This window comes from Neisseria sp. HMSC058F07 (assembly GCF_001810035.1).
In the GTDB taxonomy this organism is placed as follows: Bacteria; Pseudomonadota; Gammaproteobacteria; order Burkholderiales; family Neisseriaceae; genus Neisseria; species Neisseria perflava.
In genome coordinates this window covers 356,880-374,948 of sequence record NZ_KV799674.1, presented here as the reverse complement: position 1 = coordinate 374,948, position 18,069 = coordinate 356,880, and the positions used below count along the sequence as shown (strand labels likewise).

At 48.4% G+C, this 18,069-nt stretch carries 17 protein-coding genes; all 17 read right to left on the bottom strand.

Features of this window, described 5'->3' with window-relative positions; genetic code table 11:
- Positions 1-74: 74 nt before the first annotated feature.
- The 17 genes from murC to ftsL all read right to left on the bottom strand — a co-directional run bounded on the left by murC (position 75) and on the right by ftsL (position 17,965).
- Positions 75-1,484 (bottom strand): UDP-N-acetylmuramate--L-alanine ligase, encoded by a 1,410-nt coding sequence (gene murC, locus HMPREF2696_RS05170; protein ID WP_004518876.1) that lies wholly within the window; start codon positions 1,482-1,484, stop codon positions 75-77.
- A gap of 166 nt (positions 1,485-1,650) precedes the next feature.
- Positions 1,651-2,718, bottom strand: coding sequence for an undecaprenyldiphospho-muramoylpentapeptide beta-N-acetylglucosaminyltransferase (gene murG, locus HMPREF2696_RS05165; protein WP_004518877.1), 1,068 nt, complete (start codon positions 2,716-2,718; stop codon positions 1,651-1,653).
- Positions 2,719-2,722: 4 nt separating this feature from the next.
- Positions 2,723-3,985 carry an FtsW/RodA/SpoVE family cell cycle protein gene (locus HMPREF2696_RS05160; RefSeq protein WP_004518878.1) on the bottom strand — a complete coding sequence of 421 codons (1,263 nt, stop codon included), beginning with the start codon at positions 3,983-3,985 and terminating at the stop codon, positions 2,723-2,725.
- Between the two features lie 291 nt (positions 3,986-4,276).
- Positions 4,277-4,837, bottom strand: a complete 561-nt coding sequence (locus HMPREF2696_RS05155; protein WP_004518880.1) for a L,D-transpeptidase family protein — start codon at positions 4,835-4,837, stop codon at positions 4,277-4,279.
- A 13-nt stretch (positions 4,838-4,850) separates the two neighbouring features.
- Entirely contained in the window at positions 4,851-6,188 is a 1,338-nt protein-coding gene (murD, locus tag HMPREF2696_RS05150; RefSeq protein WP_004518881.1) for a UDP-N-acetylmuramoyl-L-alanine--D-glutamate ligase, read from the bottom strand.
- Positions 6,189-6,232: 44 nt separating this feature from the next.
- Positions 6,233-7,495 (bottom strand): tetratricopeptide repeat protein, encoded by a 1,263-nt coding sequence (locus tag HMPREF2696_RS11955; protein ID WP_004518882.1) that lies wholly within the window; start codon positions 7,493-7,495, stop codon positions 6,233-6,235.
- 70 nt (positions 7,496-7,565) lie between these two features.
- Positions 7,566-8,471 carry an SEL1-like repeat protein gene (locus tag HMPREF2696_RS05140; RefSeq protein ID WP_049335334.1) on the bottom strand — a complete coding sequence of 302 codons (906 nt, stop codon included), beginning with the start codon at positions 8,469-8,471 and terminating at the stop codon, positions 7,566-7,568.
- Between the two features lie 52 nt (positions 8,472-8,523).
- Positions 8,524-9,012, bottom strand: a complete 489-nt coding sequence (locus HMPREF2696_RS05135) for a group II truncated hemoglobin (protein WP_004518885.1) — start codon at positions 9,010-9,012, stop codon at positions 8,524-8,526.
- A gap of 115 nt (positions 9,013-9,127) precedes the next feature.
- The gene (gene mraY, locus HMPREF2696_RS05130; RefSeq protein ID WP_004518887.1) at positions 9,128-10,210 is read right to left on the bottom strand and encodes a phospho-N-acetylmuramoyl-pentapeptide-transferase; all 1,083 of its coding nucleotides are present in this window, start codon (positions 10,208-10,210) and stop codon (positions 9,128-9,130) included.
- Between the two features lie 101 nt (positions 10,211-10,311).
- Positions 10,312-10,461, bottom strand: a complete 150-nt coding sequence (locus HMPREF2696_RS11585; RefSeq protein ID WP_049335337.1) for a hypothetical protein — start codon at positions 10,459-10,461, stop codon at positions 10,312-10,314.
- Between the two features lie 442 nt (positions 10,462-10,903).
- Complete coding sequence (gene murF / locus HMPREF2696_RS05120) at positions 10,904-12,271, bottom strand: UDP-N-acetylmuramoyl-tripeptide--D-alanyl-D-alanine ligase (protein ID WP_070588005.1); 1,368 nt, start codon at positions 12,269-12,271, stop codon at positions 10,904-10,906.
- Entirely contained in the window at positions 12,268-12,771 is a 504-nt protein-coding gene (locus tag HMPREF2696_RS05115; protein WP_070588003.1) for a hypothetical protein, read from the bottom strand. Before HMPREF2696_RS05115 ends, murF begins: the two co-directional genes overlap by 4 nt.
- A gap of 21 nt (positions 12,772-12,792) precedes the next feature.
- A complete protein-coding gene (locus HMPREF2696_RS05110) occupies positions 12,793-13,647 on the bottom strand; it encodes a peptidase (RefSeq protein ID WP_070588001.1) in 855 nt (284 codons plus the stop codon).
- Between the two features lie 24 nt (positions 13,648-13,671).
- A complete protein-coding gene (locus HMPREF2696_RS05105; protein WP_070588000.1) occupies positions 13,672-14,193 on the bottom strand; it encodes a M23 family metallopeptidase in 522 nt (173 codons plus the stop codon).
- A 180-nt stretch (positions 14,194-14,373) separates the two neighbouring features.
- Positions 14,374-15,852, bottom strand: coding sequence for a UDP-N-acetylmuramoyl-L-alanyl-D-glutamate--2,6-diaminopimelate ligase (locus tag HMPREF2696_RS05100; protein WP_004518894.1), 1,479 nt, complete (start codon positions 15,850-15,852; stop codon positions 14,374-14,376).
- Between the two features lie 26 nt (positions 15,853-15,878).
- The gene (locus HMPREF2696_RS05095) at positions 15,879-17,627 is read right to left on the bottom strand and encodes a peptidoglycan D,D-transpeptidase PBP2 (RefSeq protein WP_004518895.1); all 1,749 of its coding nucleotides are present in this window, start codon (positions 17,625-17,627) and stop codon (positions 15,879-15,881) included.
- A 74-nt stretch (positions 17,628-17,701) separates the two neighbouring features.
- The gene (ftsL, locus tag HMPREF2696_RS05090; RefSeq protein ID WP_003681879.1) at positions 17,702-17,965 is read right to left on the bottom strand and encodes a cell division protein FtsL; all 264 of its coding nucleotides are present in this window, start codon (positions 17,963-17,965) and stop codon (positions 17,702-17,704) included.
- Between the last annotated feature and the right edge of the window lie 104 nt (positions 17,966-18,069).

The following is an 18,069-nucleotide window of genomic DNA, read 5'->3' as shown; positions in this document are numbered from 1 at the left end:
TTAAATACTGATACAGGCCGTCTGAATATTGTTCAGACGACCTATCTGCCCTCAAAGACCAATATGCCCGTTTATTATGATTGTTTCGACAATTCCACCAATGCAGACGGAACGCGGTTGATGCTGCCGGCACCCATATTCAACACAACATCGCCGTCCTGCAAAACATTCAGCAGCATTTGCGGCAAGTCGGCAACGTTTTCGCAGTAAATCGGCTCAAGTTTGCCCAATATGCGGATGGCGCGTGCCAAGGCGCGGGAATCGGCTGCGGCAATCGGCTCTTCGCCTGCGGCATAAACTTCGGTCAACACCAGCGCATCAACGGTATTGAGGACTTTGGTGAAATCTTCGAACAAATCACGTGTGCGGGTATAGCGGTGTGGTTGGAAAGCCAAGACCAAACGTTTTTCAGGGTATGCACCGCGCGCAGCGGAAAGGGTTGCTGCCATTTCAACAGGATGATGGCCATAATCGTCCACCAGCAAAGCAGTTCCGCCGTTTGGTAATTTAATGTCGCCATATTTTTGGAAGCGGCGACCGACACCTTCAAAGCCGAGCAAGCCTTTTTGAATGGCTTCAACCGATGCGCCAACTTCCAGCGCAACGCCGATAGCCGCCAACGCATTGAGGACGTTGTGGCGGCCGGGCATATTCAAAACAACTTCAAACGGCTCTTGCTCATGTCCTTTCATTTGAACATGAACGGTAAATTTCATTTGCGCACCGATGTTTTCGATGTCGGTTGCGTAGATATCAGCGGTATCGTCCAAGCCGTAAGTGGCGTAAGGTTTGCTGATTTTCGGTAAAATCGCGCGGACGTGTTCGCTGTCGATACACAAAAATGCCTTACCGTAAAACGGCATACGGTGGATAAAATCTACAAACGCCTGATGCAGTTTATCAACGCTGTGACCGTAAGTATCCATGTGATCTTCGTCGATATTGGTCACGACGGACATAATCGGCGTCAGATACAGAAAAGAAGCATCGGATTCGTCGGCTTCGGCAACAATGTATTCGCCTTTACCCAAACGGGCATTGGTACCAGCGGCATTGAGTTTGCCGCCGATAACGAAAGTCGGGTCAAGTCCTGCCGCGCCGAGAATAGAAGCAGTTAGACTGGTGGTTGTGGTTTTGCCGTGCGTACCGGCAATGGCGATACCATCGCGGAAGCGCATCAATTCTGCCAACATCAACGCGCGCGGAATGACGGGGATTTGCTGTTCCAACGCGGCAACGACTTCGGGATTGTCTTTTTTGACGGCAGTAGAGGTAACAACTACGTCGGCGCCATTGACGTGTTCGGCAGTATGGCCGGGATAAACTTGGATGCCGAGAGCGCTCAAATGCTCGGTAACGGCATTACGCGCCTGATCCGAACCGGAAACTTTAAAGCCCAAATTGTGTAAAACTTCGGCAATACCGCTCATGCCGACGCCGCCGATTCCGACAAAATGGATGTTGGTCACTCGATTTTTCATCATAACGTTGCGTTCCGGTTGGTTTTTAGTGCGTAAAGGCGTTATTTTAAAGGGCTATCCGCTTCTGCGCTATGCTTTTATTGTAAAGGAATTTTAACAAAAGCAATAAAGGCCGTCTGAAACGCCGTTAATCAACTTTTCAGACGGCCTTTACTCGAAGTCTGCCTGCTTATTCGGTACAAGAGATGGCAACTTCCGCCACATCGTCCGCACTGTGCGGCAACGCCAAGGTACGGGCATTTTTCGCCCATTTCAGGCATTTTTCACGGTTTAATCCGCCGAGGATTTCGGCCAGTTTTTCTGCCGTCAGTTGAGTTTGCGGCAGCAGCAAACCAGCTTCAGCCTGTACCATAAAACGCGCATTGGCTGTTTGATGGTCGTCCACTGCGTGCGGATACGGCACCAGCAATGCGCCCAAACCGGCAGCCGTCAATTCGGCAATCGTCAGCGCGCCGGCACGGCAAATTACCAAATCGGCATCGCGGTAGGCAGACACCATATCGGTAATAAATTCGACGCACTCGGCTTGCACACCCAACGCATCGTAATCCGCCTGCAAGTTGCCCAATTTATTGCGGCCGGACTGATGATACATTTGCGGACGAACCTCCTCAGGCAATAATGCCAAAGCTTGCGGAACGGTTTTGTTCAACACATCCGCACCCAAACTGCCGCCCACCACCAAAACTTTCAGACGGCCTTGACGGTTTTCAAAGCGTTCTTCGGGAACAGGCAATGCCGCAATATCGGCACGGACAGGATTACCCACCAAGCCGCCTTCATGTTGAAAGGCTTTGGGGAAAGCGTACAAGACACGTTTTGCCCAACGCGACAATTGGCGGTTGGACAAACCGGCTACGGCGTTTTGCTCGTGAATCACAATCGGCACACCGGAAATTTTTGCCGCTAAGCCGCCGGGGAAAGTAACGAAACCGCCAAAACCGATAACACACTCGACACGGTGTTTCTTAATAATCTGCTGAGCCGCACGGACGGTTTTATACAGTGTAAACGGCAACATCAGCTTGCGCTTGATGCCGTTGCCGCGGATGCCTTTAATCGCCAGCGTTTCCAAGCGTATGCCGTATTGCGGCACAATGCGCTCTTCCATCGAATCCTGACTGCCCAGCCAAATCACATGATGGCCGCGCTTTTGCAGCGACTCGGCAACCGCCAATGCAGGGAAAATATGGCCGCCCGTACCGCCGGCCATCAGCATAAAAGTTTTACCGCTCATGGTTTTACTCCACCGAATAACCGCGCATTTTTTGGCGGTTTTCATAATCAATGCGCAATAACAAAGTAACGCACACCAGCATGATAAAGACAGCCGAACCGCCGTAAGACATAAACGGCAAAGTCAGGCCTTTAGTAGGCAGGATACCGATGTTTACACCGATATTGAAGAAACTTTGAATACCAATCCAAATACCGATACCGTTGGCAATATACGCGCTGAACATCAAGCCCGAATCACGCGCCTGCTTGCCAATGGAAAACGCGCGCCACACCAGCCAGCCGTAGCAGAACACCAAAACCAGCATCCCTAAAAAGCCGAATTCTTCGCCGATGACGGCAAAAATAAAGTCAGTATGCGCTTCAGGCAGGTAGAAACGTTTTTCCAAACTTGCTCCCAAGCCCTCGCCAAACCAGCCGCCGCGCGCAATCGCCATCAAGGAATGTGTCAGCTGATAGCCTTTACCCAAAGGATCACTCCAAGGGTCCAAAAACGCCGCCACACGCGCCATACGGTAAGGTGCGGCCAAAATCAACAAACCCATACCACTCACAACGGTCGCCACCAATACGGCAAAATACTTCCACGGAAAGCCCGCCAAAAACAGCATACCCATGGTAATCACGACAATCACGACAAACGAGCCAAAGTCCGGCTGACCCATAATCAAAACCAAACCGAACGCCACCAACATAATCGGCAGAATCAAGGTCTTAAACTTGCGGAAACGTTCCTTTACCCTTACCCAAGCTTCACTTTTAAAAGGGCTGCACACCAAATCACCAATACCGGTAAACAAAGACGACCAACCCAAAGAATCCAAATCGCGCAACATTTCTTCACGGCGCGTAAACAGGCTGGACAAATACAAGACCGTCGCCAATTTGAAAAATTCAGTCGGTTGCAAGTTGAGCGGCCCGATATGAATCCAGCGCGTCGCGCCATTAATCTCACGGCCGACAAACAAAACCAGCAACAACAGCAAACCTGAAACAGCAAAATAAAACGGAATAATCCGCCGCCAGAAACTCATCTTCAGCAGGAAAAGCGGCAAGCATATAGCCACTGTAAACAGGATAAACATTGCCTGTTTGGACACAAAAGAAAACTGGCTGCCCCCTTCCGATGCTGCATACGCAATAGAAGCCGAATAAATCATAATCAGGCTGAAGACCGTCATTAAGACGACCATCCACAAGAGAGAAACATCAAACTTCCGACCATCGCGCGCAATCGGCCGGTCAAGCATTTTGGAAAGACTAATCATGAAAACATCCGTAACGGCTTGAATAAAATATTCAGACGGCCTGCAAATGGGCAAGAGGCCGTCTGAAAAAATGAATTAACGTTATTTTAAAGGTTTATTTCCAAACCAACAATTCAGAATCTACGGTTCAAAAAAGAGAAAGCGTGTTGACCTATCCTTAGAAAGGATTGGCGGCTTATTTTAGATAAAAATCCCAGTATCAAGTCCCCTGCCCTGTCGAGCTTTTCAGACGGCATGATAAGCAATCGACTACCCGTTACAACCGCCCCATCACTTCAACAGGCATAAAACCTACGGCAGAATCTCAATTTCCGCGTTGTGTTTTACGCTGCGGTAGAGTTCGTCGACTTCTTCGTCTGTTACCGCGATGCAGCCGTTGGTCCAGTCTTTTTGCAGGTGTTTTTTACCGATAAAACCCCAGCCGTTTTTCATGCCGTGGATTTTAATCAACCCGCCCGGGCTTTTGCCTTGTGCCGCAGCGTAGGCTTTATCGGCTTCGTTGGGATAGGAAACACCGAGGTTTTTATGGTAGCCGCTATTGGGATTACGCTCATTGATGCGGTATTTTCCTTCAGGCGTTTTGCCGTCGCCTTCAAACTGTTTATGCCCGACCGGTTGCTTGCCCAACGAAATGGGATAGGTTTTCAGCAACCTGCCTTGCGAGTACGCCGACATGGTGCGCTTGCTTTTATGCACAACCAACCTGTCGATAACGGCATTTTCAGGCAACGCCGCTTCGCTTGGCGTGGCTACGGTTGTCGTGGAACGAATCGGCGCGGCAAACCAAAATACTAAAGCGGCGACAGCCGAAAGCATAGCTACCGCCAAGCCGATCTTCAACCCAACTTTCATCTTTCAGACGGCCTTACAAAGCTTTGAACACTTCAATAAACACTTCCGAACGGTGTGCATAGCCTTTAAACATATCGAAGCTCGCACAAGCTGGGCTGAGCAACACGATATCGCCCGCTTCGGCTTGGGCGTATGCCTTCTGCACCGCTTCTTCCAAAGTGGCGCAGTCGATCATATTCAGACCGCAGCCGTCCAAATCGCGACGGATTTGCGGCGCATCGACACCGATCAGGAACACGCCTTTTGCCTTGCCGGCAAGCGCGTCGCGCAGAGGCGTGAAGTCCTGCCCTTTGCCCATGCCGCCCAAAATTACAAAGAGCGGATTTTGCAAACCGGCAATCGCGGCGGCAGTCGCACCGACGTTCGTGCCTTTGCTGTCGTCGATAAACACCACGCCGTTTTTCTCGCCGATTTTTTCCACGCGGTGCGGCAGGCCTTGGAAGGTTTTAACATGTTCGAGCAATGCTTCGCGCGGCAAACCGACCGCTTCGCACAAGGCGATGGCAGCCATAACGTTGGCGGCGTTGTGCAGACCTTGCAACGGAATGTCTTGCGTGGCAATCAAGTCCTCATTGCCTTGTTTCAGGCATCCTGTCTCACGTTCCAACCAAAAATCGGCTTTATGTTCCAACGAAAACCATTTCACCTCGCGCCCGGCACGCTTCATCGCACGGCAGAACGCATCGTCTGCATTCAAAACCTGCACGCCATCGCCACGGAAAATCTTGGCTTTGGTATGCGCGTAGTCGAGCAAATCGTCGTAGCGGTCGAGATGGTCTTCGGAAATGTTCAGCACCGTCGCCGCAGTCGGGCGCAGGCTTTCGGTGTTTTCCAGTTGGAAGCTGGAAAGCTCCAACACCCACATGTCCGCCTTTTTGCCTTCGCGCTGCAATTCCGCTTCCAAAACCGGCGTGCCGATATTGCCCGCGATGACAGTATCCAGCCCGCACTTGATGCAGAGATAGCCGACCAAGCTCGTTACCGTCGTTTTGCCGTTGCTGCCGGTAATCGCAATCACCTTGTCGCCGCGGCGGTTCACAATGCCCGCCAGCAATTCGATATCGCCCAACACGCGCCCACCGTTTTGCTTGAACGCCTCGATATCTGGCTGACGCTCGCTGATGCCGGGACTGAGCGCCAAAATATCGAAACCATTATCCAACGCATCTTTCAGACGGCCCGTATAAAACACCAGCCCGTCAAACATCTTACCGATTTGCGACACGCGCTCCGGTTTCAGCTCCGCATCATACGCGGCAACCTCCGCGCCGTTTTTGCGCAGGTAGGCAATCATAGAAATGCCCGTGCCGCCTAGTCCGGCGACGAGGATTTTTTTATTTTGAAAAGTCATTTTGGTTTTGTCCTAAGTTTTTCAGACGGCCTTTGAATAAGGATTCAATATCCTTTCTGATTCAATTCTCGGTAAGCATCGCAACCTCGTTGCAATCCATTATCACAAGCCTTACCAAACCAATCTTTGGCAATCTTATAATTCTGACGAACACCTTCTCCGTTGGCATACATCACACCAAAATTATATTGGGCTTCTGCATATCCTTGCTCTGCCGCCTTACGATACCAATGCACTGCCTGTGCATCATCTTGACGAACTCCTTGCCCTTGATCATACATTATACCCAAATTGAATTGCGCTTGAGCAACACCTTGTTCTGCAGCCTTGTGATACCACCTCACCGCCTGTACATCATCTTGACGAATTCCTTGCCCATTGGCATACATTACACCCAAATTATATTGGGCTTTAGCATGCCCTTGTTCTGCCGCCCTGCCAAACCACTGCACTGCCTGTGCATTGTCTTGACGGACTCCTTGCCCTTGAAGGTACATCATGCCCAAATTAAATTGAGCTTGAGCATCTCCCTGCTCTGCTGCCTTTCTGTACCACTTAATCGCCTCTACATAATCTTGACGTACACCTTCCCCACTCGCATACATATCGCCTAAATTATATTGTGCATCTACATTCCCTTGTTCCGCAGCTTTACGATACCATCCTATAGCCTGTATGTAATCCTGATGCACTCCTTCCCCGTTAGCATATGCCACACCTAAATTATACTGACCTATGGCATCTCCATGACCAGCCGCTCTACGAAACCATTTCAACGCCTTCTCATAGTCTTTGCCAACACCTTGCCCATTAGCATACAGCATACCCAAATTTAACTGAGCATCTGTATTTTCCTGATTCGCAGCCCTATAAAACCATTCCGCAGCCTGAGCATAGTCTTGACTAACACCTTGCCCATTTTGATACAACATACCCAAATTATTTTGAGCTCCAGTATCACCCTGTTCGGCAGCCTTACGATACCATTCTGCCGCCTGTACATAATCTTGACCAACACCTTGCCCCAGCTGATACATTACACCCAAGTTAAATTGAGCTTTAGCATTCTCTTGCTCTGCTGCCTTACGAAACCACTGCACTGCTAGCCTGTTGTCTTGACTAATACCCTGTCCATTCGCATACATTGCTCCAATACTTAATTGAGCTTCTGGATCTCCTTGCTCCGCAGCTCTCAGCATATTCTTAAAATCCGGAATACTTTCAGCTAAAGCTGCCTGCCCTAACCCAAAGCAAGCCATCACACCCATTATTATTTTTTTCACCGAAACCTTCATTTTAAAATCCATTACATTCAAATTATTATTTCTGTTTTATCCTAGTTTTTCAGACGGCCCTTAGCAAAATTTAATATCCTGCCTAATCCAATTTTTGATAAGCATCACAACTTTGCTTGTCTCCATTAGCACAAGCCTTCTTAAACCATTCTTTAGCAACTATTTTACTTTGACGTACACCTTGCCCTTTTAGATACATTACACCTAAATTGTATTGGGCCTCAGAACTTCCTTGCTCCGCTGCTTTACGATACCAATATAAGGCCTGCTTATCATCTTGACGAACACCGAATCCATTATGATAAGCCACGCCAAGATCTGATTGAGCTTTGATATTTTCTTGATCTGCTGCACGATGTAGCCATAGCACCGCCTGTTTAAAATCTTTTTGCACGCCTAAACCATGCATATACCTTGTAGCCACAGTATATTGTGCTTGATTATCTCCCTGCTCCGCCGCCTTTCGATACCATTGGAACGCCTTCTCAGGAGCTTTACCGACACCTAATCCGTTATCATACATAATGGCTAAATTGTATTGGGCATCAAGATACCCTTGTTCTGCCGCCTTTTCATACCATTGAGCTGCTTGATCATAATCTTGTTCAATGCCTTTACCAAAAAAATAGATTGTTCCTAAATCATACTGAGCTTTAGCAAAGCCTTGTGCAGCAGCTTTTTGAAACCAATATTTGGCTTGCTCATAATCTTGAGCAACACCTTGTCCCTTATAATATAATCCCCCTAGATTGCTCTGCGCTTCAACATCCCCCTGTTCTGCCGCTCTACGGAACCAATGTTCTGCCTGTTTATAATCTTTGGTAGCCCCTTTCCCCAAGTAATACATCAAACCTAAATTAAATTGGGATGCAGCATTCCCTTGTTTGGCTTCTTGCTCTGTTTCTGCAAAATTTGGGATATCACTTGTATTAGCCATCTGTCCGAATCCAAACAAAGCAACTGCTATTTTTCTTAACCAATTTTTCATTTTACATTCTCTCTTATATTCTTTAATGTCATAGCAGCATTTTCAAACAGACTTAATCTGAAAATTCCTCAAAAAATCTGTTTACACCGTAGCTACTCAAAATCTGCTGCAATTCCGGTGTGCGCACCCATGGGTCAACCGCCATTGGCGGCATAGGCGGTTCGATACCGTCTTCGTTTTGGTTACGACACCAATCTGCCATGGCAAAAACTTGGATTAAAACCGGCTCGGCAAGTGCTTTATCGATGTCCAGTTCGCTCATGGCTTGGGCAAAGCAGGCGATCCATTCGTTGCGGACTTGTACGTTGACGGCAAAAGGCATATGGCGGGCACGCAGTTGGGGATGGCCGTATTTTTCGACAAAGAGTTGTGGACCGCCGAGCCAGCCGCTGAAAAATTCGTAGAGCTTTTCGCGTATCAGGGTCATGTCTTCGCCGTGCATTTGGCGTAAGGCTTGGTATTTCGGCTCAAGTTCCATTAAGTCGTAGAAACGGTCGGTCAGGGTGCGGATGCCGGTTGCGCCGCCGAAAGATTGGTACATGTTTGGAGACTTTCTGTGTGGATTATTGCGGGATTTATTTTGGGACGTAGGATTCAGGCAAGCATGCTTACCTTACATAATGGCCGTCTGAAACTTTCAGACGGCCTTTGGAGATTTAGCGGATTTTGAGGGTACTTAAACCAATCAGCACCAAGACGATGGTGATAATCCAGAAGCGGACAACGACTTGGGTTTCTTTCCAGCCTTTTTGTTCGTAATGGTGATGAATCGGCGCCATCAGAAAGATGCGTTTTTTGGTTCGTTTGTACCAACCGACTTGCAACATAACGGAAATGGCTTCAACAACAAACAGGCCGCCCATGATGACGAGGACAAATTCTTGGCGGATGATGACGGCAACGGTACCGAGCGCCGCACCAAGCGCGAGCGCGCCGACGTCGCCCATAAAGACTTGTGCCGGATAGGCGTTAAACCACAAAAAGCCGAGACACGCACCACACATGGCGGTACAGAAAATCACCACTTCGTTTGCGCCGGCAACGTAAGGCAATTGCAGGTATTGGGCAAATTGGGAGTGGCCGCTGGCATAGGCAAAGATAGCAAGACCGGCGGCGACAAGTACAACGGGGAATGCGGCTAAGCCGTCCAATCCGTCGGTCAGGTTAACGGCATTGGATGTGCCGACGATGGTCAGGTAGGACAATACCAAGAAGCCAACTACGCCAAGCGGCAAGGCAACTTGTTTGAAGAAGGGAACAATCAGGATATTGTTGGCAGAATTTGTCGCAAGGTAGAACAACGCCAAACCGGCGATGATGGCAACGCTGGACTGCCACACCATTTTGAATTTGGCAGACACGCCGTTAGGGTCTTTATAAACCACTTTACGCCAGTCGTCGTAAAAACCGAGTGCGCCGGTAGCAAGCAAGACGCCTAAGAGAATCCAGATATAAGGATTTGCCCAGTTGCCCCACAAAATTGTGGACACGGTAATAGCGGTCAAAATCAGCGAGCCGCCCATGGTTGGCGTACCGTTTTTGATCAGGTGGGTTTGAGGGCCGTCAGTACGGACGGCTTGGCCGACTTTAAGCGCAGTCAGCTTGCGGATGGTCCACGGACCAAGCAATAGAGAAAACGCCAAAGCAGTCAGCGCAGCCATCACGGCACGGAATGTGGTGTATTGAAAAATATTCAGGCCGGTTAACCAGTTACTGAAATGTGCGAGCCATAAAAACATGGGGCTTCCTTTTTTGTTTTTGTTGTTACAGTGGGCTTATTGCCCAATTAAAAATAAATCGGTATGCCGTCTGAAATTTCAGACGGCCTTATTGAGTAAGATTATTTCTCTACCACGCAAATCGGATAGTTTCCGGGATTCTTTCCGCCGCCTAAATCCAAGCAGGTATCTTCATAGATAAATGCCTGTACTTTCATTCCGGCATAAAACGCGGCAATCAGCAAACCAGTCAATAGTAAAATCTTTTTCATATTTCAGACGGCCTTCTTAAGTTTTATTTTCTTGGGTCTGAAAATAATCCTTGGGATGTAAGCAAAACAAGCTGTAACAAATTGCAGCGCGAATAATGACATCCAACAATGGAAACCCGATTCTAGGGGAAACCAAATAACCGACCATATTGTAGACGATATACAGTATACAGCCATAACCTACGCGCCCAATCCTTACCTCTCCATAATCCAACAGCACTAACCAGCATCAATATCACTTGCACAAGCAAATGAAAATTTCCTAACCAAAATTCAAACCAACCCCAACGTCCTCTTGTGCTTTCGTATGCTTCGCTTATTGTCTCAAATCCTACATCTTTGATGTACTGCCACACTGCAACCGGCCATAAAACTGCTGCCACTACCATCATCCCAACGATAACCTGCAACAGTATAGGCCGTTTCCTTTTCTGTTCCATTTTCAGACAACCTCTTTATCCGTCAGTGCCTCGACCACTTCTTCCATCTTCATAAAGCGTGATCCCTTGACCAATACAGTAGCGCGTTCAGGCAAATCGTGGCTCAACACTTGAATCAGCGGATCTTTGTCAGCAAACCACAAACCTTCCGCGCCAAACGTTTCCGCTGCTTCAACGCTGTTGTCGCCGACAAAATATGCGGCCTCGATGCCTTTATCCCGTGCATACGCGCCAACTTCGGCGTGCATGGCGGCGGCTTCGTCCTCACCCAATTCGCCCATGTCGCCCATCACAAAAATACGCGGCGCAGGCATAGCAGCGAGCACATCAATGGCGGCTTTCATACTGTCGGGGTTGGCATTATAAGTATCGTCAATCAAAGTCGCGCCTTTAATGCCTTGCTTGATATTCAGACGACCTTTGATATTACTGAAATTTTTCAGGCCGTCTGAAACTTCGGCAAGGCTCAAACCTGCCGCCAAAGCCAGAGCAGCCGCCGCTACGGCATTATGCACATTGTGACGGCCGGGGACTGGCAACACCACGGCAACACGTTCATTGCCACGCACCAAATCAAATTCGCAGGACAACGGTTTCAACTCAATATTTTCTGCATGGACATCGCCACTGGCAACGCCGAAAGTCTGAGCATTCAATTGCGCAGTAGCAGCTTCAAATGTAGCGATATTGGCATCTTCGCACGGAATCAGCGCAATGCCGTCTGAAAGCAAACCTTCGTAGATTTCACTTTTTGCTTTAGCAATATCGCCGACGCCATCAAAACCGCAACCGACATGCGCGCGCAAAGCGTTATTAACCAGAGCAACATTCGGACCGGCAATTTGGGTCAGCAAAGACAATTCGCCAAAATGGTTCATACCCATTTCAATGACGGCATAGCGGTGTTTTTCGTTCAGTTTCAACAAAGTCAGCGGCAAGCCAATATGATTGTTGAAATTGCCGGCAGTCGCCAACACAGCTTCATCACCGAATCGATGACGCAATACGCCGGCCAACATCTCTTTAACCGTCGTTTTGCCGGAAGAGCCGGTAATACCAAAGACAAACGGATTCACATTTTCACGCCACGCCTTCGCCAGTTTTTGCAAAGCCGCAAGCGTATCGTCAACCTTCAACGCGCCTTTCAAAGCCGCGCAATCTTCGCGCGAAACCACAACCGCCGTTGCCCCCGCTGCCAACACATCTTCAACAAAGTCATGCGCGTCAAAACGCTCACCGGCAAGCGCGAAAAATACATCGCCGTCCTGAATATCACGGCTGTCTGTAACAATACGCGAAACGGATTGATTTTCAGACGGCATCGGAAGGCCGAGGGTCTGACAAATAAAATTAAGGTCTAGTGGTTTCATGATTGTGTTTCTTGTCCTTGTTCTAACGGCTCCACATTTTTATCCGTATTTTGGGAAACCATTTTTAAATGACGACAATTGCGTCCTGCCAGCACAATAAAAAGAATAGCGGCAAAATTTATACCGACAGTAAGTTTATGTACTATAAGGCTAAATGATAATTGCAGTACACTTTCTATATAATACGTAAAAGAAAATGCCTCTCCTACAAAGACTATTTGCAACAAGCATGGCGTGTACACATATATCATTCTATTAAAACCTATTTCACGGAATTTAAACGCATTCCATGCTGCAGACAACGCCAACACACCCAAAATGAAAAGTAAAATCCCAAAAAACACAGCCCATGCCATGTTGTTAATCAGTCCTTGCACACTCTGAATTGATGCCAGAATCAACCAAACTACGCCCTGCACAAAAGTCAGCCATGCCATAAATTTGCCGCTTTTGGGCAATTTTTTATATTCAGGAAATGTATTGGAAAACCAACTTTTCATACTACAAATCACTTTCTCTTATCAACTGCCGATTTTCCCGTACTGCTGGTAATCGGAAAAACACAATACAATGGTTTTACCGTTTTGGCGGTAAGGGTGGCAAAGGCTGTAATTGCCATCTTTTGCTTCATAACGTATTTCATTTGTTTGTCCGGCAAATATTCTTTGCAAGTATTCACGCTCGCTCAAATTCGGAGCATAAAGATATTGCGTTTTGCTGATCGTTTCTTTATTGCCATTCCGAGTAACGACAAAACCATTATTATCGCCTACTCCCTGAGCATTGGGCGCCTGCTCATCAATCCCACTTAACTGGGAATCGGCTGAGAAAGCCAAATAAACTTGTTTATTACCTATCGTATCCGGCACAATCACCGTAGCTGCTTTAAAGGCAGAATCCTCCTTCGACATCAGCTCAAGGATTAACGCTGCTTTTTTGATATACGCAAAATCAAAACGATAATCTGCCAACGCGTTGATTTGCGACGGATTGTCCTTGACGATGCGCTCTAGCGATTGAGTCAAAATCTGACGTTTTTTCTGAACCGTCAGATAATTTCCGCCAAATAGCAAAGCGGCCAAAACGGGAAATACGGCCAACAACAAATATAAGGTTTTCCGGCCACCTTTGCTTTCTTCCTCTTGTCCCCGCTCGGCAATACGGGTCAGATTCAGCATGATGTTCAGTATCAAGGCACCCGCCATCACGGCAAAAATCCCCAAAATACTCATCAGGAAAATTTCCGTAATGTATTCGCGGAACACCTTAAGCCCGAAAACATTGGATAAAATCAGAACAAATACCCAATACACCAACAGCACGACTGCCACTATACCGACAATATTCGTTGCCTTAACCAATTTCTTTGCGTTCATACTCTCAAATCTTGTTCAGACGGCCTATCTATTCTGATTAATCAGCGGATACGGATTCACCGCGCCGCTGGGCAGATACACGCCGTAATGCAGGTGAGCCGGTGTGGTTCTGGCATTGCCGGTTTTGCCGACATAGCCGATGACCTGTCCTTCTTTTACTCGTTCATACAGACGGATACGGGCAAATTTATTGAGGTGGGCATAGTAATGCCACGCACCCGGCCCTTGAATACCGATAACTTTACCGCCCAATCGGTTGCGCCCGATTTTGGTGACGATACCGGGCGTGGTACTGCGTATCGGCGTGTTTTTCTTAGCAAAAATATCCACACCTTCATGCCTTCGCCCCTGACTGCGCGCTGCGCCCCAAGTGTCGTCAAAACGCTTGCCTTTAACGGGATTCGGCAGGCTTTGCTCGACCGGAGGCTGTTGCGCCCTCAACTGCTCGATTTCGGCAGTAGGACGCGGAAGTTGTTTGGTTGTACAGCCTGCAAATAAAACTACGGCTGCACTGATTAATAAGGTTTTTGTCGGCATTTTCAGCATCAAATCGGTCTCCTTGTTGTTCAGACGGCCTTATTAAAAAGTCTTCCGAAACAAACAACTGTGATGGGTTTAATGGCTGACGTGCCGTAATGCGTGTGTCGTATTGCTTTTATTGTATATGTTTAAATCTTTTTCAGACGGCCTTAAGGTTTCGGGCCGTCTGAACATTTGCGATATGGCTTAACCGCGCTCTGCCAATGCTTTTTCTGCGATTTCAAAATCGGAGAAATGATGCTTCACGCCTTGTACATCCTGATAGTTTTCATGCCCTTTACCAGCAATCAGAATGATGTCGTTAGCGGCAGCCTGCTCAACCGCATAACGGATGGCAACGGCACGATCAACTTCGACACGTTCAGGATTAGATACAGCAGGCAAAATATCGTTGATGATGTCTTGAGGATTTTCCAAGCGCGGGTTATCGCTGGTAACCACTACTTTATCGGCACCCTGAACTGCTGCCGCACCCATCAATGGGCGTTTGCCGCAGTCTCGGTTGCCGCCGCAGCCGAATACGCACCACAAAGCCGCGCCCTGCGGTTTGATTTCCTGCAAAGTGGAGAGTGCTTTTTCCAGTGCATCCGGCGTGTGGGCATAATCGACAACGACCAAAGGTTTGCCGCTGTTCATAATGCAATCCATGCGGCCTGAAGCGGGACGGATTTTTGCCAGTACTTCCAAAACGTTATTGAGTGGATAACCGTTGGCACACAGCAAGGCAACGCAGGCGGCGAGGTTTTGCGCGTTGAATCGTCCGAGCAGACGGGTACGGCATTTTCCTTCGCCCCATGGTGTTTGGAATACGGCTTCCATGCCGTCTGAAGAAGCGGTGAAATCGGTAATGCGGATATCGGCTTGCTCGCTGAAACCATAGCCATAAACGGCTAAATCGGGACAGTCTTTTTTCAGACGGCCTGCGAGTTCTGCACCGTATTCATCATCGACATTGATGATGGCGTGTTGCAGACCATGCCAGTAGAACAGGCGCGATTTGATGGCACCATAGGCTTCCATGGTGCCGTGATAGTCGAGATGGTCGCGGGTGAGATTGGTAAAGATTGCGCTGCGAAACGGCACGCCGTTGACGCGCGATTGGTCAAGGCCGTGGCTGGAAACTTCCATCGCGGCGGCTGTTGCGCCTTGCTGGCGGAAGCGGTAGAGCAGGGTTTGGACATCGACAGGAGCAGGTGTGGTATGTGTGGTTTCTTCCAATGTGCCCCAAAAGCCGTTGCCGACTGTGCCGATAATGGCGGTTTTTTCGCCCAACAGATCGGCAGCTTGCGCCAGCCATTGTGTGATAGAGGTTTTGCCGTTGGTACCGGTTACGCCCCAAACTTTAAGGCTGTCTGAAACATTACCGTAAACCTGCGCCGCCAACATACCGGCGCGATGTTTCAGATCTTTAATGCCTTGATTAGGAACGTTCCATTCGGGATTCCATGTAAATTTGCCGTCATCATCCCAAAAAACAAAGGTTGCACCGTTGGCAATGGCGGCAGGAATATAGCTGCGGCCGTCTGTATATTCGCCCTGACAGGCAACGAAAATGTCACCCTGTTTAATTTGTCGGCTGTCTGAATGCAACAAACGCCCTGCTGCGTTTTCACACAGCAGAGGCGGAAAGTTGGTTTCAGCCAAGGGGGTTAACTTGCTGAACATAAACAATATCTCTTTGATTGTTTGGATTATGACGGTACTTTGACGGTAGCGGTATTACTTAAAGGCTTGGTCGGGGAAACACCCAAGATGTTCAAGCTTCCGCTCATGACTTCTTTGAATACGGGACCGGCAACCACGCCGCCGTAATAGCCGTTGGCAGTCGGTTCGTCGATGGTAACGGCCACAATCACGCGTGGATTTTTAGCCGGGGCAAAACCGATGAACGTACCAACGTGTTTGTTGTCTACATAGCGGCCATTGACCAGTTTACGCGCCGTACCGGTTTTCGCACCTACGTCGAAACCATCGACAGCACCGGCAGTACCGGTACCACCGGCTTCAGTAACGGAAACCATCAACTCGCGCACTTTTTTCGCAGTAGAGGCTTTGATGACGCGCTTGCCTTTAGGTGCAACCGCTTGTTTTTCAAAGCTGACAGGCAACAATTCGCCGTCATGGGTCAGGACAGTATAGGCACGCGCCAATTGCAACAGGCTTAATTGCAGACCATAGCCGAAAGACATAGTTGCCTGTTCGATTTTTTGCCATCTGCGCCAGCTTCTCAACAAACCTGCAGTCTCACCAGGAAAGCCTGAATGCATGCGCACGCCCACACCTAAATCGTGATAGAAATCGTACATTTCTTTAGGCGTAAACATGGCAGAAAGTTTACTGGTGCCGACGTTGGAAGATTTTTGCATAATGCCACGCACATCCAAAGTAGGATAAACGTGGGTATCTTGTACGGTAGCCGGACCGATTTTGTAAGGCAGGGTATTGAACGTATCGGTTGCATCCACTTTACCGGAATCCAATGCTTTGGCAATGGTAAACGGTTTCATTGCAGAACCGGGTTCAATCATATCGGTTACGGCGCGGTTACGGCGCTGTTCGCTATTGGCTTGACCCGGTTGATTCGGATCGTAAGCAGGGCTGTTGACCAAAGCCAAAATTTCGCCGGTTTGCGCATCCAATACCACAACCGTACCCGCTTTGGCTTTGTGATAAGCCACAGCCTTGTTCAACTCGTCATAAGCCAGCGTTTGAATACGCTGATCCAAAGACAAAATCATGTCTTGGCCATTTTTAGGCACGCTGTTGCGTGGAGAGTCGAGGCTGTCAACGATATTACCTTTGTTGTCACGCAATACGACTTTCGCACCATCTTCACCGCGCAGACTGTCTTCACGGGAAAGCTCCAAGCCCTCTTGACCTTTGCCGTCGATATTGGTAAAACCGATAACATGCGCAAACAGATTGCCCATCGGGTAATGGCGTTTCAATTCTTTTTGGAATGCGATACCTTTAATGCCCAATGCTTTGATTTCTTCTGCTTTCTCGTAGCTGAGTTGACGTTTCAGATAGATAAAGCCTTTGTCTTTTTTAGACAATTTATTTTTCAAAACTTCAACAGGCACATCGGCAATGGCCGACAGTTTTTCTAACTGCTCGTCAGTCGGCATTTCCTCCATGCCGGAAGGCATGGCATACAATGATTCGGTAGGCGCACTCAACGCCAATGTAGCACCATTGCGGTCGGTAATCATACCGCGTGATGCAGGCAGCGGAAGTGTGCGCACAAAACGTTGGTCGCCCTGATTTTTCAAAAACTCATGCTGACTGGTTTGCAGATAAACCCCGCGCACCAACAGACCGGTAAATGCCAGCGCAACGGCACCCAGCACCAAACCAATACGTCCGTTACTTGTCAGCGGTTTTTTTGTTTTTGTGGTTCCAGACAGCATTTGAGGTTTATATTCGTTCTTAATTAACATGTTGGACTTCTCATGACTTAGCTGCTCAGTGAGCTATTAATTCCCGTAAACACCTTGAAAACAAGGCTATATTCTTATTTTTTGCGTTCCAGCATAGCCGTATTATGCGCACCCGGCGGAAGCAGATGTTGCTTTTCGGCCGCCACTTTAATCAGTTTGTGGTTTGCCAATCTTGCTTGCTCCAGTTTCAAGCGCGCGTAATCCTGTTCCAACTGAATTTCCCGCTTTTGCGCCTTATCCAACTCGATAAAGTGCAAGCGCGACTGGTTTTGCTTAAACACTACGGCAAAGGCAGAAACCGTCACCAAAACCAGTAATAAAATATTCAACTTACCCATTTCAAACTTTCAGACGGCCTGTCAACAGAAACATCCCTTGCGACAATGCCGAAACGCTTTCCCTAGTCAACAACCGAAAATTCGCCGCTGCTGCGCTCCGCCAC